This is a genomic window from Georgenia soli (assembly GCF_002563695.1).
GTDB classification, from domain to species: Bacteria; Actinomycetota; Actinomycetes; order Actinomycetales; family Actinomycetaceae; genus Georgenia; species Georgenia soli.
Genome location: NZ_PDJI01000004.1, coordinates 2,488,547 through 2,512,329, shown reverse-complemented (window position 1 = coordinate 2,512,329; position 23,783 = coordinate 2,488,547). Strand labels below are relative to the sequence as shown.

Sequence of the window (23,783 nt, the reverse complement as noted above, 5' to 3'; positions counted from 1 at the left end):
CGCCGCGCGAGGTCACGTCAGCGCCGGGTCACATCAGATCGGTGCAGTACTGGTCCGTGCCGGGGAAGCGCCCGCCGCACGAGCCGCCGAACTCCTCGTACTCGGAGCCGAAGGGCGACTCCAGGAAGAGGTCGTCGCACGCCTGGGCGTTCCCGGCCTCGCACTTGTCCCACAGGGCGTCGAGCGCGGCGTCCTCGCCGTAGCCGTCGGGCCCGGAGGTCTCGAAGCCACCGAACCCTGAACTGATCAGCCCGATGACGACGGCGACCACCGCGACGATCACGAGCACGGCCCCGCCGACGATCCACTTCACGGCCGAGCTGGACCTCGGCTGCGCCGTCGTCCACGGCCCCGCCTGCGGGTTCTGGTAGCCGTACGGCGGCTGGGCACCCTGGTGACCGGGCTGGCCGTAGGAGGCCCCGTACGCGGGGCCGTACCCCGCGGGCTGACCGTTCGGGCCGGGCTGGACGAAACCGGTCGGCTGACCGTAGCCGGCGGGCTCGCCGTAAGTGCCCGCCTGACTGTGGCCGGCGGGCTGTCCGTAGGCGCCCGGCTGGCTGTGGCCGGCGGACTCGTGGGCGCCGGGCTGCGCGTCGAGACCCGGCTGCTGCCCGTACGCGGCCTGCGGTCCGGCGTCCGGCTGCTGCCACGGGGAGGACGCTCCCGCACGACGGCGCAGCGCTGCGTCCACCGCCACGTCGCCGAGGCCGGCGAGCCACTGCGCCGTGGGCTCCGGGGTCGACGGGTTCGCGGCCACCAGCGCGCGCAGCTCCGGGCGGTGCTGAGCGATCTCGGCGAGCACCTCGGGGCGCGTGGACGGGTGGCTGGCGTCGTAGGACGAGTACTGGTCGGCGGCGGCCATGTGTTTCCTTCGGTTACGGTCGTTCTCCTCCGGAGGTTAGGGCATCGGACCAGCCACCCCGCTCTTCACGACGATTCGCGCAACTTCGTCAGCAAGTGGCATGATCTGTCCATGCCCAAGATCATCGGCGGCTCCCTGGCGGAGCACCGCCAGCGCACCCGCGAGGCTCTCTTCGGGGCCCTCTCCGGCCTCATGGGTGAGCGAGGCTTCGACGCCATCTCGCTCGCAGACATCGCCTCGCGTGCGGGCATCGGCCGCACGGCCGTGTACAACCACTTCCCCGACAAGGAGTCGCTGCTCCTGGCGTTCATCGAGCACGAGACGTCGGCGTACGTGCGCTCCCTGGAGGACTCCCTGGCCGAGGTCGAGGAGCCGGTGGAACAGCTGCGGGTCTACGTCCGCCAGCAGCTCGCGCTCGCACCGTCGTACCACTTCGCGCCCGGCCCGGACCTGCGCGAGGTCGTCTCCCGCGAGGCGGTGCAGGACCTGCGCTCCCACGTCCGTCAGGTCGAGGGCCTGCTGCGCGAGATCCTGACCCGGGCCATCCAGGCCGGTGACATCCCCGACCAGGACCTCGACTCCGTTGTGCCGCTGGTGCACGCCTGCCTGAGCGGGCGCCGCGGGCCGCAGCAGGAACCGGGTCGCTCGGCCTTCGCCGCCGCGACCGAGGAGTTCGTGCTCCGAGCGGTCGGGGCCCCGCTTTCCGGCCCCGCCGTCACGGCCGCGGACGCCGCCCAGGTCGCCTGACCGGCCCGGAGCCAGCGCCAGGCAGCCACGCACCCGTGGCAACCAGCACCCGCAGGCCCGACCCCTCGTCAGGAGGAACGCAATGACGCGTCACGATCCGCCCTGGGAACCACCGCTTGCCGGGACCGACGTCGAGCATGCGATCGGCACGCTCGAGCGCCTCCGTGCGACCTTCCGGTGGAAGGCCGACGGCCTCGACGTGGACCAGCTCCGCGCACGAGCTGTCCCCACCTCCGAGCTGACCGTCGGCGGGCTGCTCAAGCACCTGGCCGTGTGCGAGGACGACATCTTCTGCTGGCGGATGTCCGGCCGCCCGCCCGTCACCTGGCTGGCGGTGCCCGAGAACGACGTCGCCCGGTGGCAGTTCACCGTCGACCCCGACGAGAGCGCCGAGCAGGTCTACGGCCTGTGGGAGGCAGCTGTCGCGCGCTCGCGGTCCACCCTGCAGGACCTCCTCGTCGACGGCGGACTGGACCAGCCCGGCCACCTCGAGTTCGACGGTGCGCGCCCAAGCGTGCGCCGTCACCTGCACGACCTGATCGAGGAGTACGGCCGCCACACCGGCCACATGGACCTTCTGCGTGAGGCGATCGACGGCCGCGTCGGGGAGGATCCGCCGGCCGACTGGCCGATGCTCCCGTCGGTCGGCGAGGCCTGAACGTCACCAGTTCTGGCCGCCGCCGAAGCCTCCGCCCTGCTGCTGCTCCTGCTCCTGGCGGTCGCGGTCCGCCTGGCGGTTGCGCTCCTCGAGCTCGCGCTGCTTGGGGTCGGTCGGTTGCTGCTGCTCGTCCCCGCCGCCCGACGGCGCATCCTCGTTGCCGGGGCCCTGCCCGCCCGAGGGGTCGTCCTGGCCGGGCCCGCCCGGCTGGTCCTGGGAGCTGCCGCCCTGCGCGTCGCGCTGCGCCTGGTCGGCCTTCTGCCGCTGACGCTGCTCGGTCTGGTCCGGGGTGCCGCCGCCCGGCTGCTGGTTCTGGCCCTGGTCGGGCTGCTGCTGGCCCTGGTCGGGCTGCTGGTTCTGCCCCTGGTCGGGCTGCTGACTGGGGTCCTCGCCCGGCTGCTGCGACTGGTCCTGGCCCGGCTCCTGGGACGGGCTCTCGCTGCCGTCCTGGCCGTCGCTGGGCTGGTCGGACGGGTCCTGACTCTGGTCCTGCGACGGGTCCTGGCTCTGGTCCTGCGACGGGTCCTGGCTCTGGTCCTGCGACGGGTCCTGGCTCTGGTCCTGCTGCTGCTCGTCGGACTCCGACTGCCCGTCCGAGGTGCACGGGCCGATCATGTCCATCGCCTCGTTGTAGTGCACCAGCGCCATGGCAGGGTCCCCGGCCTCCTGCGCGTCGTCGCCCATGGCCTCCAGGGCCAGGGAGAGGTTCGTGCGGACGCGGCACTCCGGCGTCGTGGGGTCCGGGTTTCCGTCGGCGTCCGTGGTGCCGGGCGGGACGAGCCGGTGGGCCTCGCGCAGGTCCTCGACGGCGCGGAAGTGCTCCGCGGTCTGGAACTCGGCGGTGCCGGCGTTGAACCACGCCTTCCACGGCTCGACCACCCCGGAGGTGAACGGCACCTGGTAGCTGAACCGGTCGGCGGCGGTGGCGTAGCGGCCGTCGTCGTAGGCGGCGCGGGCGTGCAGGTTCCCGAAGGTCACGCCGAGCAGCAGGCTGCCCCCCAGGAGCAGGATCAGGACGACCGGGGAGGAGAGGCCGAGCATCCACCGGCGCAGGCGCAGGTGCTCGGGCAGGGGCGGGCGCGGCGCCTTCCGCCCGTGGCCCAGGCCGGGGCCTCCTCGCTGCTCGCTCACGCGGTCACCTCTCGCACCCGCCGCCACCGGGCGGCGAGCTCGAACGCCTCCCACGCGGTCAGCACCGCGAGGAGGGCGGCCGCCGGCCAGTAGACGTCGCGGTAGGTGTCGATGTCGCGGCGGCCGTCGGCGGCGATCTCCTGGACGTCGATGCCCGCGACGAGCTGGTCCACCGGGCCCGGCTCGAGCCGGTGCGTGTACTCCACCCCGAGATCCTCGGCCACGCGGCGCAGGTTGGTCTCGTCGATGCGCGAGACGGCCGGCGGCGACCCGGGCTGGGTGTCGTCGGTGATCCACGGGGCGTCGGTACCGGGGCCGGAGGCATCGGTGCCGTCGTAGGAGCGCATCTGACCACCCTCCGCGGTGCCGTACCCGAGCACGGCCCCGCCGTCGACCAGCGGGGCGAGCGCGGCGTAGGCGCCCTCCTGGGCGGTCGAGGAGGAGTTGTCGCCGTCGGTGTTCTCACCGTCCGAGAGCAGGAAGACCAGGCGGACGTTGGCGGGGTTGCGCTCGGCGGCCGCCTCGAGAGTCTGGGTCAGCGCGGCGACCGGCCGGTCGATGGTCGACCCCGCCGAGTACCAGGTGATCTCCTGGCGCAGCGTCTCCGCCCACGAGCGCACGGCCCGGGAGTCCGTGGTCAGCGGCAGCTGCCGGGCGGCCTGGGAGTCGAACCCGATGACGGAGTAGCGCGCGCCGGGCATCGCCTCCATGAGGGCCACGAGGTCGTGGCGCACCCCGTCGAGCCTGGGCCGGCCCCCGTCGTAGTCCTCGGCCGCCATGGACCCGGTGCGGTCGACGACGAAGAAGACCTCCGCGTTCGTCTCCACCGTCTCCGTGGCGGCCGGAACCGCCGGGGCGAGCCCGATCAGCAGGGTCGAGAGGACCATGCCGCCCCGCCGCAGCCACGCGACGTCCGTGCCGTCCTGGGTGCGGCGCGCCCGCAGCCAGGCGTGGACGCACAGCGCGAGCAGCGGGCCGACGACGATCACCAGCGCCCACACGGGCCAGACCATCCGCAGGATCATGTCCGCACCCTCCACACCACGAGGAGGAAGGCGCCGAGGCCGGCCACCAGCCAGCCGTACCAGCGGTCCGGGCGGTCGGTGATGACCAGCTGCGGGTCGGCGTCGAGGTCGATGGCCTGCTGGGCCTCGATGTCCTCGATGATGCCGTCGACGGCGGCCGGGTCGTCGGCCTCGAAGAAGAGTCCGCCGCCCGAGGTGATGACCTGCTGCATCTCCGCCTTCGCGCTGGCCGAGTCCGCGTCCGAGAGGGAGGCGTACATCCCGTGGACGGTGATGTCCCGGTCCGCCGCCAGCTGGGCGGCCTCCGGCAGGGCGTAGATGGGGGTGCCGAGCACGAGGTTGTCGGTGGCGAGGATGATCGAGCGGGAGCGCTCGGTGTCCGCGGCGTCGAAGGCCAGCGCGCAGGTGGCGAGCCCGTCGCCCACGAGCGAGGAGGACTCGTTGTCCAGCGAGACGGTGCCGACGAGGAAGTCCTCGAGCTTCTTCAGCGCCTCCTGGTCGTACACCCAGGCGTCCAGGTCGAAGTCGAGCGCCGACGCCGCCGTGTCCAGCTCCTCCTTGACCAGGGCGTAGTCGTCCGTGAGGGGGAAGACCGTGCGCGAGGTGTTGTTCCAGATGCTCAGCGCGATGCGCTCCCCCTGGAAGGAGTCGACCATCTCGGAGAACTTCTGCACGATCTCGGTGTCGAGCTCGATCATCGAGCCGGAGACGTCCAGGCACAGCACGATGTCGCGGGTGGCGAGCACCTCCGAGCGCACGTCGCGGTCCACCGGCCGCGCGGTCAGCGACGCCGTCGCCAGGGAGGCCAGCGCGAGCGCCGCGGCCGCGGCGGCGAGACCTCCCCGCAGCACCCGCATGCGCCGGCGGTAGCTCGTCAGCGACCGCAGGTACCCGGAGTTGGCCACCCACGTCACGGCGGCGGCCCGCTTCTCGGGGCGGTGCAGGAACCAGCCGAGGGCGGCCGCGGCGGCGATCGCGACGAGGACGACGGGCACGAGCCAGGGCGTCACCACTGCGCGATCACCTCCTTGGCGTGCGCGGCGGAGGAGGCCGCCTCGGCGTCGGACCGGACGGCGAAGCTGGGCTCCTCCCACTGGGCGAGCAGGCCGCCGATGCGGCGGGTCGGGTCGTACCCGGCGACGTCACCGCGGGTCCACGCCCGCACGTCCGTGCCGATCCGCTCCGAGGCGAACTCGCGCATGGTGCGCGAGAGCTCCAGGTGCAGCTCGCGCAGGTCGTACTCGCCCTCGCGGTAGCGCTCGTGGTGCTCGTCCACCTCGGCGGCGAAGCGCTGGCGGATGTTGTTGGTCATCGGCACCGGCGCCCGGCGCTGCCGCGCCCGCTCCGCGACGCGGGCGGGGTCGGTCCAGCGGTGGACGAACACGTACCAGGCGGCGACGAGCAGCAGGAGCAGCACGCCGAGGGCGGGCACCCACCACGCGTACGCCTCCGGGGCGAGCAGGTCAACGTCGGGCGACACGGCGCTGCCTCCCGAGCAGGTCGATGAGCCGGTCCACCAGGTCGTCCTCGCCGGCCACGGTGACCGACTCGATGCCCCGACGGCGCAGCACGGCCCGCACGTCGGCCTTGCGGGCCTCGACGGCGGCGAGGGCCTCCGCGTGGAGCTTCTCGTCGTCCCGGAGGAACGCCGGGAGCGGGGCGGCGCCGTCGACGTCCGCCGTCGGCCCGATGCCGTGGGCGGTGGGCAGGGCGTCCGCGACGGCGATCACCATGACCTCGTGGCGGGTGCGCAGGCGCCGCAGGGCGTCCTCGTGCTCCGGACCGGGCCTGGCCTCGTCCGTGATGACGACGACGAGGGAGCGGCGCGTGAACCAGGTCAGCACCCGGTCCAGCACCCGTCCGAGGTCCGACGGCGGGGCGTCCAGGCTCAGCGGCGCCTCGACCGTGCGCAGCAGCAGCTCGAGGTGGGCGGTGCCGGCGCGGCCGGGCAGCTGCTCCATCCGCTCGGCGTCGCCGGCCACCAGGGCGACCAGGTCCCCGCGGGAGCGCGCCAGGTAGGCCACGACGTCGGCCGCGAACATCGCGACCTTCGACTTCGGCTCCCCCGACGGCGCCGTGGCGGCCATGTTCCGCCCCGTGTCGACGGCGAGGACCATGGCGAGGTTCGACTCGCGGACGAACCGCCGGATGATCGGGTGCCCGGCGCGGGCCGAGGACTTCCAGTCGATGTCGCCGATGTCGTCCCCGGGCCGGTACTCCACCTGGTCGTCGAAGTCCTGCCCGTGCCCGCTGAAGATCGAGCGGTGGCGCCCCTCCAGCAGGCCCGTGGCCCGGCGGACCGTGGGCAGGTCGAGCCGGGCGCGGACCTTGGCGAGGCGCGAGGTGGACGTGGACATCGGGACCCGGGGGCGTCAGGGGGTGGGGACGGTGGCGAAGACGGCGTCCACGAGGGACTCGGGGGCGACGTTGTTGGCGAGCGCGTCGTACGTGCGGACCAGGCGGTGGCGCAGCACCGGGTGGCGCAGCTTCTTCACGTCGTCGGGCACTACGTAGGTGCGCCCCTCCTGGAGGGCGACGGCCTGCGCGACCCGCATGAGCGCGATGCCGCCGCGGGGCGAGGCACCGACGCGCACGTGCTGGTGGAAGTTCGGCAGCGGGCGGGGGCCGCCGCCGCGCGTGGTGTTGATGAGCGCCACGATGTACTGCTTGATCGACAGGTCCACGTACACGCGGCTGACGAGTCCCTGGAGGAACTGGACGTCGTCGAGGGTGATCGGCTGGTGCTCGATCGGGTCCTCGAAGGCGCCGGCGGAGGTCAGCTCGAGGATCTCGACCTCCTCGTTCGGCGTCGGGTAGGTGAGCACCTCCTTCATGAGGAAGCGGTCCATCTGCGCCTCGGGCAGGACGTAGGTGCCCTCCTCCTCGATGGGGTTCTGCGTGGCCAGGACCATGAACGGCCTCGGCAGGGGGTAGACCTCGCCGCCGATGGAGGTCTGCTTCTCCTGCATCGCCTCGAGCATCGCGGACTGGGTCTTGGCGGAGGAGCGGTTGATCTCGTCCAGGAGCACGAAGTTGGCGTGCACGGGGCCGAGCTGGGTGGAGAACTCGTTGGTGGCGTAGTTGAAGATCTGGGTGCCCACGATGTCGTTGGGCATCAGGTCCGGGGTGCACTGGATGCGGTGGAAGGTCCCCGACACGGCGCCGGCGAGGGTCTGGGCGGCCGTGGTCTTGGCCAGGCCGGGCACCGACTCCAGCAGCACGTGCCCGCCCGCGAGCATGGTGGAGATCAGGGCCACGCGCAGGCTGTCCTGCCCCACCACCCGCTCGCCGAAGATCGCGGAGACCCGGGACACCAGCCGTGTCGCGCGCTCCGTCTCCGACTCCGTGATGACGTCCTGCCGGACCCTGGACCCCGTTGCCGATTCGCTCATCGTGCTCCCACCGTCTCCTCGTGACTGGTCGAGCGTATGGCACGGGGCCGCGGCGGCGTCAGCACCGGCCACGGCCAGAACTCCCCACCCGGCCGCGCCGGCGGCGCCGTGAGCGGGCGAGCGCGAGCGCGGCTCGACACCGCGAGCGCGGGCGGTGGGCCACCCGCGGTCGCGGTGTCGAGCCGCGGTCGGGCCACGCCTACCCTGGTGAGGTGCCCGACTCGACCCCCACCACCCCCGCGGACCGCACCTGGGCATGGGCGCTCGGCGCCCTCCCGGCCGCCCTGCTGGCGCTGGTCGCCGGGCTCGCCGTCACCGGCGCCGCCGCCCCCTCCCCGCTGTTCGACCCCGGCGCGTTCGTGCGCTGGGGCCTGCCGGTGGTCACCGTGCTCATGCACTCCGCGGCGGCCCTCGCGGTCGGCGCGTTCGCGCTGTGCGCGCTCGTGCTCCCGGCCACGCCGCGCCCCGGTGCACGCACGCGCGGGCACGTCGCCCGCCCCTCCCGCGCCACCGCCGTCGACGGACGCGCCTGGGCCCGGGCCGCCCGGGTGGGGGCCCTGGCCTCCGTGGTGTGGGCGCTGGCCCAGCTCGCCCACCTCGTGCTCACCCTCGCCTCCGTGCTCGGCACGCTCGGCGGCCCCGGGTACGGGGCCCAGCTCCAGCAGTTCGTCACCGACATCGAGCTGGGCCGCAACCTCATGTGGTCCACGGTGCTCACCGCGGTGGTGGCGCTGGCGGCCGCCGCCGTCGCCTCCTACACCTCCGCCGCCTGGGCCGGGGTGCTCGCCCTCGTCGCGCTCGTCCCGCTGTCGCTGACCGGCCACGCCGCCGGCGCCGCCAGCCACGAGCTCGCGGTCTCCTCCTGGTGGATGCACGTCGGGGCGGTGTGCGTGTGGGCGGGCGGGCTCACGGTCCTGTGCCTCGTGGCGGCACGGCTGGGACGGGACCTGCCCGACGCCGCCGAGCGGTACTCGCGCACGGCCCTGTGGTGCTTCGTCATGGTGGCCTACTCCGGGGTCGTCAACTCCCTCATCCGGCTGGGCTCCCCGGCGGACCTCGTCACGGACCCCTACGGCCGGCTGCTCCTGACGAAGATCGTGCTGACCGTCGCGCTCGGCGTCGCCGGCTGGGCGCACCGCCGCGCCACCATCCCGGCGATCCGGGCAGGCTCCGACGGCGGACGACGCCCCGGCGCGCCCTTCTGGCGCCTGGCGGGCGGCGAGGTGCTGGTGATGGGCGCGGTGATCGGCGTCGCCGTCGCGCTCGGCTCCTCCGCCCCGCCGGTGCCGCAGGAACCGGTCACCGACGCCAGCCCGACGTACCTCATCACGCGCAACCCGGTGCCGCCGTACCCCACACCACTGACCTACCTGACCCAGTGGCGCCTCGAGCCGGTGCTCGCCTTCGCCGCCGTGGCGGCCGTCGTCGTCTACCTCGCCTGGGTGGTGCGGCTGCGCCGCCGCGGCGACACCTGGCCGGCCGGCCGCACGATCGCCTGGGTGGCCGGGCTGCTGCTGTTCTTCTGGGTGACGAACGCGGGCCCGACGGTCTACGGGTCGGTGCTGTTCAGCGCGCACATGCTCGAGCACATGCTTCTCGCGATGGTCGTGCCGATCTTCGTGGTGCTCGGCGCGCCGGTCACCCTCGCGGTGCGGGCCCTGCCGCACCGGCGGGACGGCTCGCGCGGTCCGCGGGAGTGGCTGCTGGCGCTCGTGCACTCGCGGGTGGCGGGCTTCTTCTCCAACCCCGTGGTCGCGGCCGTCAACTTCGCGGGCTCGCTCGTGGTCTTCTACTACACGCCGCTGTTCGAGCTCGCGCTGACCACCCACGTGGGGCACATCCTCATGGTCGTGCACTTCACGCTGGCGGGGTACCTCTTCGCCAACGCGCTCATCGGCATCGACCCGGGCCCCGCGCGCCCCTCCTACCCGCTGCGGCTGCTCCTGCTGCTGGCCACGATGGGCTTCCACGCCTTCTTCGGGATCTCGATCATCTCGCAGACCTCCCTGCTCGCCGCCGACTACTTCGGCTGGCTGGGGCTGCCGTGGGGCGTCGACGCCCTGGCGGACCAGGAGAAGGGCGGCGCCATCACCTGGGGCGTCGGCGAGCTGCCGACGCTCGCGCTCGCCATCGGGGTGGCGGTGGCCTGGGCGAAGGACGACACCCGCGCCGCCCGCCGGTCCGACCGCGCCGCCGACCGGGACCACGACGCCGAGCTGCGCGCCTACAACGCCATGCTCGCCGCCCGGGCCGGGCAGACGCCCCAGGAGGTGCCCGGCTCCGCCGTCGGCGGCGAGGAGCGGCCGACGCCGGAATCCTGACCCCGGACCCCTGCAACGGACGGCTCCGGCCCAGTACCGTCGGCCACGACGGGAGGCAGCATCGACGTGGAGCTGTACGAGCAGGCGCGCCGGCGAGGGCGGAGCGGGCCGAACCACGGCCATGACCACCTCGTCCACGTCGTCGGCGGGCTCATCGGCGTCGGGGGGCTCGCGTTCTCGATGACCGTCGTGCACCTGCCCGCCACGCACCGCGACGACATCGCCCCGTGGTGGGTGGTCTCCGCCGTGGTTCTCGTCGGCGGCCTGGTGGTCCTGGCGGCGCTGGGCCCGCTCGCCCGTGTGCCCGCCGCGGCGGTGCGGAGGGTCGCCGGAGCCTGGGCCCTGGCCTTCCTCGTGGTGACGGCGTCGGTGCCGGTGCTGATGCCGGTCGGCTCGGTGGACCCCGGGGACCAGACCACCTGGCTCACGGGCTTTGTCGGGGCCGCCCTGACGGCTGCCGCGCTCGCGTGGCGGCCGTCCGTGGCGGTGGGCTACCTGCTGCTGACGTGCACCCTCCTGGGGGTGGCCCGGTGGTGGGACACCGGCCGCGACCACGAGCTCGTCGCCGCCCAGGACGGCGTGTACGCGGCGACGGCGGGGCTGATCCTGGTGGCCGTCGTCTGGATCATGCTGCGCACCGCGCGGGTCGTCGACGCCGCCGCGGCCGCGGACGCCGCGCAGGCCGCCGCGGAGGCGCGCACGGCCTCCCGCGCGGCGGAGCGGGAGCGGCTCGCCGCCGTCGTCCACGACGGCGTGCTGGCCGCCCTGCTCGCGGGCTCGGCCGGCACGGTGCCGCCCGACGCCGTCGCCCTGGAGGCGCGGCGGGCGCTCGACGACCTCGACGAGCTGCGCCAGCCCGCGGCCGCGACCGGGGAGATCACCGCGGAGGAGCTGGTGCTGCGCCTGCACGTGCGTGCCGCCGTCGTCGGTGCGGGCGCCGAGCTGCAGGCCGACGTGCGGCCGGCCGAGGTGCCCGAGGCGGTCGCCGTGAAGCTGGTCGCCGCGGCCGCGGAGGCGTTGCGCAACAGCGTGCGGCACGCCGGCGCCGGCGCGAGGCGGACCGTCACCGTATCCGTGCGGCCCGGGTGGGCGGAGATCCGTGTGCACGACGACGGAGCCGGGTTCGACCCCGGCGCCGTCCCCGCCGCCCGCCTCGGCGTGCGGGGCAGCATCCTCGGGCGCATGTCCCGGCTGCCGGGCGGGTACGCCGAGGTTCGCTCCGCGCCGGGGGCCGGCACCGAGGTGGTCCTGGGGTGGCGGGCGTGAGCCGCGTGCCGGACGTCGTGCCCGAGCTCCGGCTGAGGGGGCCGTCCGGGTGGACCGTGGTGCTCGCCTACGTCGCGTGCAACGTCTTCCTCGTGGCCACCACCCGGGCGGGCACCAACCTGCTGTGGCCGCACGTCGTCGGCCTGGTGCTGTTCGCCGCCGCGGCCGCGACCGCCGCCCTCCTGCCGGACCGCCACCTCACCCGGCCGGTGACGGCGACGCTCGCCGTGGTGCCCGGGGTGCTGGCGGTGCTCGTCTCGTGGGAGCTGCCGCCCGAGGGGCTCACCGGCTACGCCGCCTGGCACCTCGGCGCCGGCTCCTTCGTCCTGTTCTTCCTCGCGACCCGGGCGCACCCCGTCTCGGCGTGGTGCGGGATGGCGGGTGTGCTGGCCGCGACCCTGGCCCGCGTCGGCACGACCGACCGGGACTGGCAGGCCCTGCCCGACCTGCTCCTCACCCACCTGAGTCTGCTTCTCATCGGCACGGTGAGTGGTGCCGTCCTGCACCGGGCCACCCGGCAGGCGGCCGCGGTGGCCGCGCGCACCGAGGCACGGTGGACGGCCCAGGCAACCCGGCTCGCCGAGGCCGCGGAGCGGAACCGCCGCGTCGCCGAGCTGGAGCGGATGGTGCGGCCGGCCCTGGAACGGCTGGCCGCCGGGCACGTCCCGGGACCGGAGGAACGTCGTCGGCTGGCGGCCCTCGAGGCCGAGCTGCGCGACCGGATCCGGGGGGCCGCGCTGGACGTCCCTGCTGTCGTCGCCGCCGTCCGGGCGGCCCGACTGCGGGGCGTCGTCGTGGAGATCATGGACGACGGCGGACTCGCCGCCGTGCCCGACGCCGCGGCGGTCCTCGCGCCGCTCCCCGGCATGCTGGAGGCGGTCCGGGAGGGCCGGGTGGTCATCCGCATCCTTCCGCCCCGCCGGCCGGCCGTGGTCTCCGTCGTCGTGGAGACCACGGAGGGCACCTCACGGTCGACGATCGACAGCACGGGCACCGCGCACCGCGCCGACGGGAACGGCTCAGGGGGCGGCGAGCACCACGTCCTCACCGGTCAGCGACAGCCGCAGCCCGCCGTCGCGCGGCGTGACGTCGACGAGGGTCAGCCCGAGCGGTAGGTCGGGCACCTCCAGGTCGAGGTCGAGCAGGTCCTCCCCCACCAGGGGCGCGAGGTCCTCGGTGTCGACCTGCGCGCCGCCGAGCTCGACGCGTGCGACCCGGACGCCGATCCCGCCGTCCTGGACCCGCGGCTCGGCGACGAGGGCGAGGTCGACCCCGAGGACGGTCGTGGTCAGGTGGACGCCGTCCGTGGCCGAGGTGACGGTCACGCCGGGCGCCTTCTCACGGACGAGCTGCTGCAGCGCCTCGTCGGGCAGGGTCCCGGTCAGGTCGAGCTGCCCGGCGGTGCTGGGAGTCTCCACGGTAACCGCGCGAGCGTGCGCGGTGACGTCGACGAGCCGGACGCCCTCCGTGGTCACCGCGTCGGCGCGGGCGCGGACGCTGTCGAGCTCACCGGCGGCGAGCTGGGTGAGGAACGGGAAGCCCTCGACGGTGACGTCCGGCTGCCCCGTGACGTCCACCGCCGCACCGAGCTCGCCCGCGATCCTCTCCTCCGCGCTCGCGTGCAGGAACCGGTCGACGACCAGGGCCGCCACCACGAGCAGGGCCGCCACGACGAGGACGGCGATCAGACGACGCATGACGACCACCGTAGGTTCTCGGGAACTTCGGCGCCCGATTCACTGCGGTAATCCTCCGATTCTGGAAACATCAAGTGATTGGGGGCTAGGAGGGACCGAAAACGTGACGGTGCGTGTGGGGATCGTGGACGACCACCAGTCGGTGGTGCTCGGCATCGAGGTGGCACTGGGGCGTGAGCCCGCGTGCGAGGTTGTCGCCTCCGCTGACACGGTGGGAGGACTCCTCGCCCTCGGCAAGGAGATCGACGTCGCCATCCTCGACCTGCGGCTCGGGGACAGCTCCCACCCCGGCGAGAACGTGCGCGCCCTGCGGGCCGCCGGCATGCGCGTGCTCGTCTTCACCGCCGGCGACGACCCCCACGCCATCCGGCTCGCCGCCGGGGCGGGTGCCGTCGGCGTGCTCCAGAAGGCGGCGCCGGTCGAGACGATCGCGGACGCCGTGCTCGCCGCCACCCAGGACGAGACCGTGCCCTCGGCCACCTGGGCCGCCGCCATCGACGGCGACCCCGACCTCGACTCCGCCGGCCTCTCGCCGCGCGAGGCGGAGGTGCTGTCGCTGTACGCGGCGGGCGAGAAGACCGTGCGGGTGGCTCACGCGCTGGGCATCAGCGAGCACACGGTGATCGAGCATCTGCGCTCGATCCGCGTCAAGTACGCGCGGGACGGCCGTGACGCCCCCACCAAGGTGGACCTGTACCGGCGCGCCGTCGAGGACGGGTTCCTCCCGGCACCACGCCGTCGCCTGCGGTAGCCGCTCGCCCGTCTGCCAGCGCCTCCCACCACCCCGCTCGCCAGGCTGGCCAGCGCCTCCCGCACCACCCCGTTGGGCACCGGCGTGCGCGCCCTGTGTAATGTCGGGTCGGATCGCGGAGGTGAGAATGGACGGCGGGAACGATCTGGAGCGTCAGGCGGCCGACCCCGGCACGCCGTTGACCACCCTCCAGCAGCTCGCGCAGCACCACCCGGAGCTGCGCGCCATCATCGCCGAGAACCCCTCGACCTACCCGGCGCTGCTCGAGTGGCTGGGCAGGCTGCGCATGCCCGACGTCGACGCCGCCCTGGCCCGGCGGGCAGCTCGCGCGGCCGGCGGTGCGGCAGGCATGGCCGCACCGGTGCCGCCACCGTCCGCCGGGACGCCGACGGCGGACCCCGCGACGCAGCCGATGGAGCGGGTCGACCCGGTCCGGCCCGCCGGGGCCACCCAGCCGACGGCCGCGGTGCAGCCTGCCGACGCGACCCAGCCGATGAGCGCGGCGCAGCCCACCGACGAGCCGCTCCGCGAGGGCCCGGACATCGACCCCTCGCCCACTGTCGTCGTGCCGCGGGTTCCCCTGGCCGAGCGCCGCCAGGCTCCAGTCGAGCGGGTCCCCGAAGAGGACCGGCCCCACGACGCCGAGGCCACGGCCGTCTACAGCGACCCCGACGAGCTCGCCGCCCGCACGGAGTCGCCGCCGTCGTTCGCCCCGACGCAGCGGGTCGAACCGCCGACCGCCGCACAGCCCGACGCCCCGACCACCGCGATGCCTCCCGTCGTCCCCACCTGGACACCGACGCGGGGCACCCCGGCGCAGTCCGCGTCGCAGCCTGCTGACGACTTCACGGCGCACGTCCTCGAGCCGGCCACCGCGCACGACCAGCACGGACCGCGCCGCAAGGTCGGCGACCGCGGCCACCACCCGACCACCCCCGCGCACGGCCGCCCGGTCGCGGCGGCGCCGCCCGGCGAGCGGCGGAAGTGGCCGTCCTGGCTGCCGCTCGCGATCCTCGCCGCGGTCGCGCTGATCCTGGTGCTGATCGTGATCTTCCAGCTCTCCGGCGGGGAGGACGAGGCGCCGCCACGGCCGGGCGCCACGTCCGCACAGGCGCAGAGCAGCGCCTCCGCGACCGCCGAGAGCAGTCCCGCGGACAACGGCGAGGCGGCCAGGGCCGCGCTCGTCGGGCTGCCGGAGGCCACCTCCTGCGCCGACCCGGCCACCGACGCCGGTACCTTCGGCGAGTTCGCGCAGACGGCCGCCCCGGACGGGGCCTGGGCCGATCCGGCTTCCGGCGAGCTCGTCATCACCACCCTGCAGCAGCTGCAGGCGTCGTGCGACAGCGTCTACGCGGTCTCGGTCGCCTCCGCCATCACCGGCGACGACGCGGCCCCCGAGGCGCTGCGCACCACGGTGACCGACGCGGGCACCGGCTGGGTCGAGCTCGTCCGGGCCGCCCCGCCCGGGGCGCAGGAGACGTCCAGCTTCGCCTCGCCGTCGCAGAACATCGCCTGCGAGCTCGGCGACTCGGCTCGGTGCACCATCGGCGAGCACGACTTCCCGCAGCCGGAGGACTGCTCCGGGCCGACGACGATGGCGGTGAGCCGGGACGCCGGCGCCGGACCCGACTGCTCCCAGCCCGTCGGCGGCGCCGACGGTGTCCTGGACTACGGCCAGTCCGCGACGTCGGGCTTCTTCGCCTGCACGAGCGAGGAGAGCGGCATGACGTGCTGGAACACGCTGACCGGCCGCGGGTTCTCCGTCGCCCGCGCGGGCTACCAGACGTTCTGACCGGTCCCGCGCCGTCCCCGCCGGCCTACTCCCGGGCCGCCGCCCACGCACGCAGGCCGGCGGCTACCGCCTCCGCGTAGCGCTGCCGCCCCTCCGGGCTCTCGGTGAGCGCGGCATCCTCGGCGTTGCGCATCTCCGCGAGCTCCAGCAGCACAGCCGGCCGCTCGGCCCAGTTCAGCGTGCCGAGGTCCGCGCGCTCGCTCAGCGCCCCGGCGTAGGAGCCCGACGGTGTGAACCCCGCCTCCTCGAGCGCGGTGAGCAGTCCCGCGGCCAGCTCGCGCGACGGCTCGCCCTGCGCGTCGTTGAGGGGCGGCTCCGACACGATCGCGAAGTAGCCCCGAGCGTCCGGGTTCTCCGAGCCGTTGGCGTGGATGGAGACCAGGACGTCGGCGTCCACGTCACCGACCGTGCCGCCGCGCACGTCGACGCAGGGCCCGACACTGTCGTCGTCCTGCCGGGTGAGCGTGACCTGCGCCCCGTCCGCCTCGAGCAGCTCCTGCGTGCGAACGGCGACGTCCCACGTGAACGCGTGCTCCGTGTACCCGCTGAGCGTGGACGTGCCCACCGTGTTGCAGGCCTTGGTCCCGCCGCGCCCGTCGCCGACGGCGGCGTTGACCTCCGCCGGCGCCGCCGCGTTCCCGCCGTTGTGGCCGGGGTCGAGGACCACGTGCAGACCCGCCAGCGGCAGTGCGTGGGTGGGGCTGGCCGTCGGGGAGGGCGACGGCGACGGACCGGTCGGGGCCGGCTCCGCCGTCGGGGAGGGCGACGGGCCGCCGGGCAGCGGCCGGGACCCGACGAGAAGTCCCGCGGCGATGACGACGAGGAGCAGGAGGACGCCGAGGGTGCGCAGCACCCACGGCGCGGACCGCGGGCGGCTGGCAGCTGGCACGCCGACCATCCTGGCACCCGCTCCTCCCGGGCGCGGGCCGAGGGCAGCTCCGCGGCGCGGGACACCCGTGGACCCGGGGATTCTCGGCGCGGCCCGGCCCGGGCTTCCACCGGACCGGGACCGTCCGTGGTGGGATGTCGGGGTGACCGAGACCACACCTACCCGCACGCCGTTCCATGACCTCGACGCCTACGTCGCGCTCCCGCGGCTGGCATCGCTCACCCTCTCCCCGGACGGGACCCGCCTGGTCACGGGCGTCAGCACGCTGGACGAGGACGACACCCGGTACGTCACCGCCCTGTGGGAGGTCGACCCCGCCGGCGAGCGGCCCGCCCGGCGGCTGACCCGCGGGGCGAAGGGCGAGTCGCAGGCGCGCTTCACCCCCGCCGGTGAACTCCTCTTCGTCGCCGCCCGCCCGGACGCCGGGAACGACGCGGACGACGACGTCCCCGCGCTGTGGACGCTGCCCGCCGGCGGCGGAGAGGCGCACGTGCTGGCCCGTCACCCGGGCGGGGTGGAGGGCGTGCGGCCCGCCGAGACGGGCGCCACCGTCGTCGTCCAGGGGTCCGCGCTGCCGCGGGCGTACGACCTCGGGGAGGAGTCGCGGCTGCGGAAGGAGCGCAAGGACAAGAAGGTCTCGGCGATCCTCCACGCGGGCTACCCCGTGCGGTACTGGGACCACGATCTCGGACCGGCAGCCCCGAAGCTCTACACCCTCCGGCTCGGCGAGGGCGGCGCTGTCGTGCCGACGGACGTGGCCGCGGCCGCCGACGAGCCGCTGGAGCTGCACGACCTCACCCCCGACGCCCGCACGCACCTGGTCGAGACCAGCCACGACGTCGCCGCCGACGGCTCCTTCCTCGTCACGGAGTGGGTGGTGCCGGAGGGGCGCGGCTCGCAGCGGGTGGACCTCGTGCGGGTGGACGTCGGGACGGGCGAGCGCACCACCCTGCTGGCCGCGGACGAGGACGTCGAGTACTCCTCCCCGCGGATCTCGCCGGACGGCCGGTCGCTGGTCTACGTGCACGAGGTGCGGTCGACCGCCGAGCGGGCTCCCGTGCCGACCCTGCGGCTGCTCGACCTCGCCTCGGGCGAGAGCCGCCGCCTCGGCGAGGACTGGGACCGCTGGCCCGGGCCCGTGCGGTGGCTGCCCGACGGCAGCGGCCTGCTGATGACCGCCGACGACGACGGCCGCGCACCCGTCTTCCACGTCGACGTCGCGACCGGGGCTGTCACCCGCCTGACGCAGGACGGCGCCTTCTCCGACCTGGTCGTCGCCCCGGACGGCACGGCCGCGTACGCCCTGCGCTCCTCCTACGCGCACCCCGCAGAGGTGGTCCGGATCGACCTGAGCTCCCTCGCCGAGGGCACGGCCGAGGTGACCGTGCTGCGGGGCCCGGTGGCCCGGCCCGAGCTGCCGGGCACCCTGCGGGAGGTGGAGACCACGACGGCGGACGGCGTCCGCGTGCGCTCGTGGCTCGCCCTGCCGGACGGTGCGTCGGCCGAGACGCCGGCGCCGCTGCTGCTGTGGATCCACGGCGGGCCGCTCGGCTCGTGGAACGCCTGGAGCTGGCGCTGGAACCCATGGCTGATGGTGGCGGAGGGCTATGCGGTCCTGCTGCCCGACCCCGCCCTGTCGACCGGCTACGGCCAGGACATGATCCAGCGCGGCTGGGGCCGGTGGGGCTTCGAGCCGTTCACCGACCTGATGGCCGCCACGGACGCCGCCGTCGCCCTGCCGGAGGTGGACGAGTCCCGCACCGCCGCGATGGGCGGATCGTTCGGCGGGTACATGGCGAACTGGGTGGCCGGCCACACCGACCGCTTCCGCGCGATCGTCACGCACGCGAGCCTGTGGGCTCTGGACAGCTTCGGGCCCACCACGGACGTCTCGTACTACTGGTCCCGGGAGATGAGCCCGGAGATGCAGGAGGTGAACTCACCGCACCGGTCCGTGGCGGACATCCGCACGCCGATGCTGGTGATCCACGGCGACAAGGACTACCGCGTCCCGGTCGGGGAAGGGCTGCGGCTGTGGTTCGAGCTGCTCTCGGCCTCAGGGCTGCCACAGGCCGAGGACGGGTCGACGGCGCACCGGTTCCTGTACTTCCCGGACGAGAACCACTGGGTGCTCACGCCGCAGCACGCGAAGATCTGGTACCAGGTGGTGCTGGCGTTCCTGGCCGAGCACGTGCTGGGCGAGGAGTCGCGCGAGCTGCCGGAACTACTCGGGTGATGCTGGCATGCAAGTACGGGCGGGAGCGCGGTCAGCACTCCCGCCCGTGTTCTGGCGGAGTCAGTTGATCCGCTTCTCCGGCCAGCAGAACGCGCACGCCGTGGAAACTCCCCCACCGTCGCCACCCTTGGCGGGCGCCGCGGTCGCAGGCACAGCGGCAGCCGTCACGGTCAGTCCCACCGCGAGCACCGCACTCGCCACAATCTTCCGAACCATGGTCACGACCTCCTCAGTCACTCCGATGCCCGTTCGGCCATCTGCATCGATAATCGCCGCTCGCTGCCCGCAATTATCAGGATTACAAGGTGGAGTTCCTGCCATGGCAGGAAGTCCCGCGCGACCGGAAATCAGTTGCGAGGGACGGCGTGAGACCGGTCGACTCATCCCCGCCGTGGCGATTCGGCCCGCATCTGCCCGACGATTACCATCGGTGCAGGTCCGAGAGACGAGGAGACGCATGTTCGAGCCGCTGGGACTGAGCGCGGACGCCATCGAGGCGTACCGCCTGCTCCTGGCGCACCCGGACATCTCCCAAGGAGACCTAGCGCGCCACCTTGAGCGCGATGACGACGAGGTCACCTCCCTCCTGGCGTCTCTGGAGGACAAGGGCTTCGTCCGGCGCTCGCACTCAGACCCGACAAACCGCCGGATCGAGTCCCCGCAGGTCGCCTTTGAGCGCCTCGTGGGGCAGCACGAGAAGGAACTCCATCGAGCACAGGAAGAGCTCAGTACGATGCGCTCCGGTGCTGCGGCTCTCGTGGACGAGTATCACCGCACCATCCAGAACGCTCGTCACGGTGAGTTCGAACGGCTCGTGGGAACAGACCAGATCTTCGCCCGGATCCTGGAACTCGGACAGAACGTCGAGTCGTCGGTGGACTCCATCGTGACTAAGGCCCCGCTTCCGCACGTCCTCGGCCAAGCTCGCGCAGATGAGGAGCCCGCACTGGCCCGTGGCGTCAGAATCAGGACGCTCTACCCAGCCTCCGCACGCCATGACGACGCCGTGGTGGAATACGCAGGATGGTTCCGTGAGCATGGCGGACAGGCCCGGACCGCCATCGCTCTGCCGGTACGGGTGCTGATCTACGACGAGAAGGTGGCCGTCGTCACGTCGGACCCGCATGACTTCTCCCGCGGCGCCATCGTGCTCAACACCCCTGGAGCGATCACTGCGCTACAGGCCCTGTTCGACCTGCTGTGGGAGGCGGGGGACGACCTTCCGTCGCCGCCGGCCAGCGAGAATGAGCTCCGTCCGGAGGAGCGGGAGCTCCTGCAGCTGCTCTCCCGGGGACTCAAGGACGAGGCCATCGCGCGCTCCCTCGGTATCTCGATCCGCACGGTCCGCCGCATGATCAACGTGCTGAGCAACCGGGTCGACGCGACGAGCCGGTTCGAGCTCGGCGCCCGGGCCGTCGAGCGCGGCTGGCTCTGAGCAGAGCGCCCGAGCGCCCAGTCAGCTAGTTCCGCGTAAGGCGTCCGGCTGCCCGCACGCCTGCCTGGAGGAGGACCGGCCCAACAACGAGATCGGGGCCGCCGGCCTCAGCCGGACGACCCCGAGTCGCAACAACTCCGAACTCACCAGAAGAACGGCACCCGCCGGTCCCCTGAGCCGAGCAGGCCGGCAAGCGCCAGAAGGTGACCGGCCGCGCCGGTCTCGCGCTCGTCGACCTCTTCACCGGTGAGGTGGAGGTGACGGCGACCGCCGCAGAGGTCGAGGCGTCCGAGGTGCAGCCGCACGAGCGCGATCCGCTCGTGGGACGGCGTCCAGGACTCGGAGTGCATCGTCTGGTAAGCCATCAGGGCGCCGGCCCGCGCACGGAAGAGGGCGGGCAGGTGCTCGAGGCGGCGACCGGTGGCCACGGCGGCCGACCGGTGCGTCTCCTGGAGCCACGGCACGTCGAGGTGCTTGACCGCCTCGTGCAGCACCATGACGATGCCGTCCGTCCCGGTCCACACGGACGAGTTCTCGGTCGTGTTCCAGCGCCGACCGTCGGGACCGAGCCCGAGCCCGGCGAGATCACGCTGCAACGCCCGCTCCACGCCGACGAGCAGCTCCTCGTCCTCCGTCAGCCCGTACAGGTGCAGGAGGAACAGCGCGGTACCGGATCCGCCGTGGAGAAGGCCCGGTCCCCCCGGCCACGGGTCTTCCACCGCGAGGCGGTCGAGCAGCTCCGCGCCGATCGCCGTCGCACGCGCCAGGAGCGCGTCGACGTCGCGCACGGGCGCCCTCTCGAGGAGGGCGAGCCCGACACCGGGCAGGCCGTCGGCCAGCCCGGTGCCGAGCTCCACCAGCGGTACCTGCTCGACCTGCCCCCACAGGCGAGCAGCCGCTTCCGCGCGTCCGAGCCGGTCGAGCGCCAGGGCGATGCCGCTGGCTCCGTCGAACAGTCCTGGACCAAGACCGTCCGAGTTCTCGACCGCGCGTACGAGCCAGTCCACGAGCTCGTCCGGCACCTCCACGCCCGCTTCGGCGAGGGCCCAGAGGACCCCGGTCGCGCCGTGCCCGAAGCTCACCTGGCCGGCGGCACCCCCAGCGCCGCCGGCCATGAGGGCTACGTTGTCAGGGAAGAGACGGTCCGTCCGCTCCGGCGTCGCCGTCGCGAGGATAGCCTGCCCCACCTCTTCGAGGAGGCGGGAATAGTCCGCGGACTCGAGAGCTGACAGGTCGACCGCCCCACGGGCCGCCATGTCCACCAGCACTCCGGCAGGTACGGCGCCCCCCAGCGCCTCCCGTGCCGGACGCACGGCGGCCATCGCGTGAGCAGCCGTTCGCAGTTCGAACGGCAGCAGCATCGAAGCCTCGGACATGACACCCCCCGGATTTTTCCCGGTTCCCAACGCACCCACCCCGGGCACACTCCGACGGTAGCCCGGGGTGTTCCCGACGGACGACCTCCGGAGCAGGGCAGTGGATGCCATGGCAACAACGTGCCAACCGCGCAGCTTCGGGCGCCGGCGCCCGTGGGGACCTACGCCCTGACCAGCAGCATCACGACGTTGACCACCGCGATGACGAGCGCGGACCGGAACGGGGCGCGCCCTCCCCGCAGCAGCGCCCCGACCGCGAGCACCCCCGCACCCACGAGGAGCGCCCACGCCCATCCCGGTGCGGGACCGTCCGGGCCGAGCACCGCGACGGCGGACCCTGTGGTCAGCACCAGGACGGCCAGGACGCCCGTGGCCCGGGCACCGAGACGGTGAGGGAGCCCGCGGACGCCGGTGGCGGCGTCGTCCGCGAGGTCCGGGATGACGTTCACCAGGTGCGCGCCGAACCCCAGGAGACTCCCGACCGCCATGGTCCACACCGGCGGCAGCTGGGGCGGGTCGAGCGCCAGCCACACCACCGCCGGCAGCGACCCGAACGCGACCACGTAGGGCAGCCAGGACAGCAGCGTGCGCTTGAGCACCAGGTTGTACGCCAGGCCGGAGCCGACGAGCAGCACGACGTGCGTCAGCCCGGCGGCCATCCCGAGCAGCGTCGAGGCGCCGAGGCACACCACGACCGCCCCGGCCAGGGCGCCGCGCAGCACGGGCACGGGCAGCTCGCCGGTCGCGACGGGCTTGTCGCCCCGGCCGACGGCGCGGTCCCGCTCGGCGTCGAGCAGGTCGTTGGACCAGCCGATGGTCAGCTGCCCGGCCAGCACCGCGAGAGTCACCAGCGCGACCCCGGCCGCCGTGTGCCCGGCGACGACGGCGGCGAGCCCGGCCAGCACCGTGACGGCGACCGTGGGGGCCGGGTGGCACGCGCGCGCGAGCGCCCCGGCGAGGGCTGGCACGCGCGTACGGGACGGCACGCGAGCAGCGTAGGCGCGGAGACGCCGGCATGGAGGGGCGGATCACCGCGGCAAGGTGGCAGGCACCAGCAGACACCGCCTCAAGGCACGGGCAGGAGCACGGCCGGGACTGCGATCGGCTGCCCTCGGCGCGTGCAGAACGTACGCTCACCGAATGACGCACCTCGTCGGGGTGGAGGCCGTCCTCCCCGAACACCGGTACGACCAGCGCGAGATCACCGACGTGCTCGCCAGGGTGATGCGCGCCGACCGGCGCACCGAGGTGCTGCTGCGCAAGGTCCACGGCAGCGCCGGCGTCGACAGCCGCCACCTGGCCCTGCCGCTCTCCCGCTACGGCACCCTGGACGACTTCGGCGCCGCCAACGACGAGTTCCTCTCCGCCGCGGTCGAGCTCGGCACCGTCGCCGTGGCCGGCGCGCTGGAGCGGGCGGGGCTCGTGCCGCAGGAGGTCGACGTCTTCGTCTCGACCACCGTCACCGGGCTGGCGGTGCCGTCCGTGGAGTCACGCATCGCCGCCCGGCTGGGCATGCGTGAGGACGTGGTGCGCGTGCCGCTGATGGGGCTGGGTTGCATGGCCGGCGCCGCCGGCACCGCCCGCGTGCACGACCTCCTCGCCGGGCGGCCCGACGGCGTCGCCGTGCTCGTCTCGGCGGAGCTGTGCTCCCTGACCGTCCAGCGCGACGACGTCTCGACGGCGAACCTGGTGGCCTCGGGGCTCTTCGGCGACGGCGTGGCCGCCGTCGTCGCCGTCGGTCCGGAGCACCCTGCGGCCGGCACCGCCGGAACTCCCGCGGTGATCGCCAGCCGCAGCCGCACCTACCCCGGCACCGAGGGGACCATGGGCTGGGACGTGCGCTCCACCGGCCTGCGCATCGTGCTGGGCGTGGAGGTGCCCGAGCTCGTGCGCAGCCACGTGGGCCGCGACGTCGCCGCGTTCCTCGCCGAGCACGACCTGCGGATCGAGGACGTCGGGTGGTGGGTGTGCCACCCGGGCGGGCCGAAGGTGATCGACTCGATGGTCGAGGCGCTCGGCGTCGACGCGGACGACCTCGCCCTGACCACGGAGTCGCTGCGCACGGTCGGGAACCTCTCCTCGGCGTCGGTGCTGCACATCCTGCGCGACACGCTCGACCGGCGGCCGCCCGAGCCCGGTTCGTACGGCGTCATGATGGCGATGGGGCCTGGCTTCAGCCTCGAGCTCGTGCTGCTGAGGGCCTGA

At 74.0% G+C, this 23,783-nt stretch carries 22 protein-coding genes; 10 read left to right on the top strand and 12 right to left on the bottom strand.

Annotated features, from left to right (window positions below):
- Positions 1 to 28 precede the first annotated feature (28 nt).
- The gene (locus tag ATJ97_RS12695; RefSeq protein ID WP_098484060.1) at positions 29 to 862 is read right to left on the bottom strand and encodes a variant leucine-rich repeat-containing protein; all 834 of its coding nucleotides are present in this window, start codon (positions 860 to 862) and stop codon (positions 29 to 31) included.
- A 111-nt stretch (positions 863 to 973) separates the two neighbouring features.
- Here ATJ97_RS12695 and ATJ97_RS12690 point away from each other — a divergent pair, with 111 nt between their 5' ends.
- Positions 974 to 1,609, top strand: a complete 636-nt coding sequence (locus ATJ97_RS12690) for a TetR/AcrR family transcriptional regulator (protein ID WP_098484059.1) — start codon at positions 974 to 976, stop codon at positions 1,607 to 1,609.
- An 82-nt stretch (positions 1,610 to 1,691) separates the two neighbouring features.
- On the top strand, positions 1,692 to 2,267 hold the full coding sequence (locus ATJ97_RS12685) for a mycothiol transferase (protein WP_098484058.1): 576 nt from the start codon (positions 1,692 to 1,694) through the stop codon (positions 2,265 to 2,267).
- A 3-nt stretch (positions 2,268 to 2,270) separates the two neighbouring features.
- Here ATJ97_RS12685 and ATJ97_RS19855 read toward each other — a convergent pair whose 3' ends face one another.
- The 6 genes from ATJ97_RS19855 to ATJ97_RS12655 are packed head-to-tail and all read right to left on the bottom strand — an operon-like array spanning position 2,271 to position 7,815.
- Complete coding sequence (locus tag ATJ97_RS19855; RefSeq protein ID WP_098484057.1) at positions 2,271 to 3,398, bottom strand: hypothetical protein; 1,128 nt, start codon at positions 3,396 to 3,398, stop codon at positions 2,271 to 2,273.
- Positions 3,395 to 4,423, bottom strand: a complete 1,029-nt coding sequence (locus ATJ97_RS12675) for a vWA domain-containing protein (RefSeq protein WP_143427018.1) — start codon at positions 4,421 to 4,423, stop codon at positions 3,395 to 3,397. Before ATJ97_RS12675 ends, ATJ97_RS19855 begins: the two co-directional genes overlap by 4 nt.
- The gene (locus ATJ97_RS12670) at positions 4,420 to 5,433 is read right to left on the bottom strand and encodes a vWA domain-containing protein (RefSeq protein ID WP_143427017.1); all 1,014 of its coding nucleotides are present in this window, start codon (positions 5,431 to 5,433) and stop codon (positions 4,420 to 4,422) included. The genes ATJ97_RS12675 and ATJ97_RS12670 overlap by 4 nt, the downstream gene beginning before the upstream one ends.
- Positions 5,430 to 5,903: a hypothetical protein gene (locus ATJ97_RS12665; RefSeq protein ID WP_098484054.1), complete on the bottom strand. Its 474-nt coding sequence runs from the start codon at positions 5,901 to 5,903 to the stop codon at positions 5,430 to 5,432. Before ATJ97_RS12665 ends, ATJ97_RS12670 begins: the two co-directional genes overlap by 4 nt.
- On the bottom strand, positions 5,887 to 6,780 hold the full coding sequence (locus tag ATJ97_RS12660) for a DUF58 domain-containing protein (RefSeq protein ID WP_098484053.1): 894 nt from the start codon (positions 6,778 to 6,780) through the stop codon (positions 5,887 to 5,889). Before ATJ97_RS12660 ends, ATJ97_RS12665 begins: the two co-directional genes overlap by 17 nt.
- Before the next feature lie 15 nt (positions 6,781 to 6,795).
- A complete protein-coding gene (locus tag ATJ97_RS12655; protein ID WP_211287229.1) occupies positions 6,796 to 7,815 on the bottom strand; it encodes an AAA family ATPase in 1,020 nt (339 codons plus the stop codon).
- Between the two features lie 212 nt (positions 7,816 to 8,027).
- Between ATJ97_RS12655 and ATJ97_RS12650 the strand changes: the two genes are divergently transcribed.
- The 3 genes from ATJ97_RS12650 to ATJ97_RS12640 all read left to right on the top strand — a co-directional run bounded on the left by ATJ97_RS12650 (position 8,028) and on the right by ATJ97_RS12640 (position 12,517).
- Entirely contained in the window at positions 8,028 to 10,136 is a 2,109-nt protein-coding gene (locus tag ATJ97_RS12650; protein ID WP_098484052.1) for a bifunctional copper resistance protein CopD/cytochrome c oxidase assembly protein, read from the top strand.
- Positions 10,137 to 10,202: 66 nt separating this feature from the next.
- Positions 10,203 to 11,402 carry a sensor histidine kinase gene (locus ATJ97_RS12645; RefSeq protein ID WP_098484051.1) on the top strand — a complete coding sequence of 400 codons (1,200 nt, stop codon included), beginning with the start codon at positions 10,203 to 10,205 and terminating at the stop codon, positions 11,400 to 11,402.
- Positions 11,399 to 12,517, top strand: a complete 1,119-nt coding sequence (locus tag ATJ97_RS12640) for a hypothetical protein (protein WP_143427016.1) — start codon at positions 11,399 to 11,401, stop codon at positions 12,515 to 12,517. The genes ATJ97_RS12645 and ATJ97_RS12640 overlap by 4 nt, the downstream gene beginning before the upstream one ends.
- On the opposite strand, the gene ATJ97_RS12635 is transcribed toward ATJ97_RS12640, so the two are convergent.
- Entirely contained in the window at positions 12,422 to 13,099 is a 678-nt protein-coding gene (locus ATJ97_RS12635) for an LmeA family phospholipid-binding protein (protein WP_098484049.1), read from the bottom strand. The two genes, ATJ97_RS12640 and ATJ97_RS12635, sit on opposite strands and share 96 nt — an antisense overlap.
- Positions 13,100 to 13,202: 103 nt before the next feature.
- Between ATJ97_RS12635 and ATJ97_RS12630 the strand changes: the two genes are divergently transcribed.
- Positions 13,203 to 13,850 carry a response regulator transcription factor gene (locus ATJ97_RS12630; protein ID WP_211287227.1) on the top strand — a complete coding sequence of 216 codons (648 nt, stop codon included), beginning with the start codon at positions 13,203 to 13,205 and terminating at the stop codon, positions 13,848 to 13,850.
- A 127-nt stretch (positions 13,851 to 13,977) separates the two neighbouring features.
- Positions 13,978 to 15,642, top strand: a complete 1,665-nt coding sequence (locus tag ATJ97_RS12625) for a variant leucine-rich repeat-containing protein (RefSeq protein ID WP_098484047.1) — start codon at positions 13,978 to 13,980, stop codon at positions 15,640 to 15,642.
- 25 nt (positions 15,643 to 15,667) lie between these two features.
- On the opposite strand, the gene ATJ97_RS12620 is transcribed toward ATJ97_RS12625, so the two are convergent.
- Entirely contained in the window at positions 15,668 to 16,531 is an 864-nt protein-coding gene (locus tag ATJ97_RS12620) for an N-acetylmuramoyl-L-alanine amidase (protein WP_211287225.1), read from the bottom strand.
- Between the two features lie 142 nt (positions 16,532 to 16,673).
- Here ATJ97_RS12620 and ATJ97_RS12615 point away from each other — a divergent pair, with 142 nt between their 5' ends.
- Positions 16,674 to 18,767, top strand: coding sequence for a S9 family peptidase (locus tag ATJ97_RS12615; RefSeq protein ID WP_245862473.1), 2,094 nt, complete (start codon positions 16,674 to 16,676; stop codon positions 18,765 to 18,767).
- Positions 18,768 to 18,827: 60 nt separating this feature from the next.
- Here the strand turns inward: ATJ97_RS12615 and ATJ97_RS19850 are convergent, their stop codons facing one another.
- Positions 18,828 to 18,983 carry a hypothetical protein gene (locus tag ATJ97_RS19850; protein ID WP_170037438.1) on the bottom strand — a complete coding sequence of 52 codons (156 nt, stop codon included), beginning with the start codon at positions 18,981 to 18,983 and terminating at the stop codon, positions 18,828 to 18,830.
- 241 nt (positions 18,984 to 19,224) lie between these two features.
- Between ATJ97_RS19850 and ATJ97_RS12610 the strand changes: the two genes are divergently transcribed.
- Positions 19,225 to 20,202 carry a helix-turn-helix transcriptional regulator gene (locus ATJ97_RS12610; protein WP_170037436.1) on the top strand — a complete coding sequence of 326 codons (978 nt, stop codon included), beginning with the start codon at positions 19,225 to 19,227 and terminating at the stop codon, positions 20,200 to 20,202.
- 143 nt (positions 20,203 to 20,345) lie between these two features.
- Here ATJ97_RS12610 and ATJ97_RS12605 read toward each other — a convergent pair whose 3' ends face one another.
- The gene (locus tag ATJ97_RS12605) at positions 20,346 to 21,524 is read right to left on the bottom strand and encodes a lanthionine synthetase C family protein (protein ID WP_143427015.1); all 1,179 of its coding nucleotides are present in this window, start codon (positions 21,522 to 21,524) and stop codon (positions 20,346 to 20,348) included.
- 215 nt (positions 21,525 to 21,739) lie between these two features.
- On the bottom strand, positions 21,740 to 22,564 hold the full coding sequence (locus tag ATJ97_RS12600; RefSeq protein ID WP_245862470.1) for a UbiA family prenyltransferase: 825 nt from the start codon (positions 22,562 to 22,564) through the stop codon (positions 21,740 to 21,742).
- Positions 22,565 to 22,718: 154 nt separating this feature from the next.
- Here ATJ97_RS12600 and ATJ97_RS12595 point away from each other — a divergent pair, with 154 nt between their 5' ends.
- Complete coding sequence (locus tag ATJ97_RS12595; protein WP_098484041.1) at positions 22,719 to 23,783, top strand: type III polyketide synthase; 1,065 nt, start codon at positions 22,719 to 22,721, stop codon at positions 23,781 to 23,783.